Origin of the sequence: Phormidium sp. FACHB-1136, assembly GCF_014697375.1 — a bacterium.
Classification (GTDB): Bacteria; Cyanobacteriota; Cyanobacteriia; order Phormidesmidales; family Phormidesmidaceae; genus Nodosilinea.
In genome coordinates, this window is sequence record NZ_JACJRS010000249.1 from 1 (window position 1) to 1,825 (window position 1,825).

Annotated in this window: 3 protein-coding genes; all 3 read left to right on the forward strand. The window is 59.0% G+C overall.

The window, feature by feature from the left end; genetic code table 11:
* Positions 1-1,364 (forward strand): ATP-dependent DNA helicase RecG (locus H6G62_RS27095; RefSeq protein ID WP_206755669.1); only part of this gene is annotated, 1,364 nt, incomplete at its 5' end.
* A 4-nt stretch (positions 1,365-1,368) separates the two neighbouring features.
* Positions 1,369-1,521: a hypothetical protein gene (locus tag H6G62_RS27100; protein ID WP_190500930.1), complete on the forward strand. Its 153-nt coding sequence runs from the start codon at positions 1,369-1,371 to the stop codon at positions 1,519-1,521.
* A 101-nt stretch (positions 1,522-1,622) separates the two neighbouring features.
* Positions 1,623-1,825 (forward strand): hypothetical protein (locus H6G62_RS27105; protein ID WP_190498569.1); only part of this gene is annotated, 203 nt, incomplete at its 3' end.

Below are 1,825 nucleotides of genomic sequence, written 5' to 3' on the forward strand. Positions count from 1 at the left end.
CCGCCAAATTTAGGCAGCGGCATAACTTGATCCCATTGTCGGAAGCGCTGGCCCAGATTCACTTTCCGGTCAGTCCATCTCAGCTCGAAGCGGCCCGCCGTCGGCTGGTCTTTGACGAGTTCTTCTACCTCCAGATGGCATTGCTGTTGCGTCGGGGCCAGGTACCTCAGCGAGTGAAGCGCCAGGGTCTATCCCGGTCTCTCTTAAAACGATTCCAAGCCAACCTGCCCTTTGCCCTGACCGGAGCCCAGCAGCGCACCCTGAACCAAGTCCTCGATGACCTGACCCAGACCTTCCCCATGAACCGCCTGGTACAGGGGGATGTCGGGGCTGGGAAGACCGTGATTGCGGTTGGCGCGTGTCTGGCGGTGATTGAACAGGGCCAACAGGCCGCACTGATGGCTCCCACGGAAACCCTAGCCCAGCAACACCATGCCAAGATCACGTCTTGGCTGGAGCCGTTGGGTCTCAAAACGGCCCTGCTGACGGGCAGCACCTCGACCAAAGAACGGCGCATCCTCCTGAGTGAGCTCCTGCTGGGCCGCATCCATTTGCTCGTCGGCACCCACGCCCTCAGCAGCGCCAAGGTGCGCTATGCCGACCTGGGCCTGGTGGTGATTGATGAGCAACATCGGTTTGGCGTGAAGCAGCGCAACGCCCTTCTGAATAAGGGCAAGACCCCTCACCTGCTGAGCATGACGGCAACCCCTATCCCCCGTACCCTGGCCCTAGCGATGCATCAAGACATGGATGTGAGCTTGATTGACGAGCTGCCCCCAGGCCGTCAGCCCATCATCACCCAAGTCTTGAGCCAAGACCAGCAGCGCCCAATCCATCGCCTGTTAGAGGCTCAACTGGCCCAGGGCTTTCAAGCCTACGTCGTTCTGCCCTTGGTCAAGGACAACGACGACAGCGAACTGCGCTCCGCTGAAGCAGCCATCGGAGACTATCAACGAGCCTTTCCCAAGTACCAGGTGGGGATGCTCCATGGACAGATGGGTACAGAGGCCAAAACGAATGCCCTCGACGCGTTCAGGGCGGGCCAGACCCAAATCCTGGTCGCCACCAGCGTGATTGAGGTTGGCGTAGATGTGCCCAACGCCACGGTGATGGTGGTCGAACATGCCGAACGGTTTGGCTTAGCCCAGCTCCACCAACTGCGGGGCCGGGTCGGGCGTAGCGACCATCAATCCTACTGCTTCCTGATCGATGGCGCTGAAACCGAGGCCAGTACCGAGCGGCTGCACGTTTTGGCCCAGCACCAGGATGGGTTCAAGGTGGCCGAAGCTGACTTGAAGCTGCGGGGAGCAGGTGAAGTGCTTGGGGCACAAGCAAGCAGGTGTCCCCAAGTTTGCCCTAGCTGACCTGATGCGAGACCAGGCCTTGCTCAAGATTGCTAATTCAGCCGCCCGCTCTGCGGTCAATCAAGGTCGTCGGCTGCGGTGCTGGGATTTGATGATCGCTGAAGCCCAGCGCCGGGGCCACCTAGAAAAGGCCCTCCGCCACACCCATCTCAATTAGTCGATCCCCCTGCTCAAATTCATTATCCGAATCCCGTCCCTTAGACCCCTCCGCTATCGCTCTTCTCTGAGTGACGTGAATGATCTAACAGCCCCAAACCCATGACCCATTCAGACAAAGCCCGAAAGTGGTACCTCCACTTCACACTGTTCCAGCAGCGTGTGTATATCTCCATCCCTGAAGTGACGGGCATCCTTGGCGATGGCCACGACAACCTGACCTACCTCAGAACGACGATTGGAGCCTCTTTGTACGGCCACGTTGAATCAGGATCCATCGTTTCCCATCCCAACAAAACAGAGGA

Coding starts and splice junctions, on each gene's coding strand:
- H6G62_RS27100 (WP_190500930.1), top strand. CDS start 1,369: ATGCGAGACCAGGCCTTGCTCAAGATTGCTAATTCAGCCGCCCGCTCT.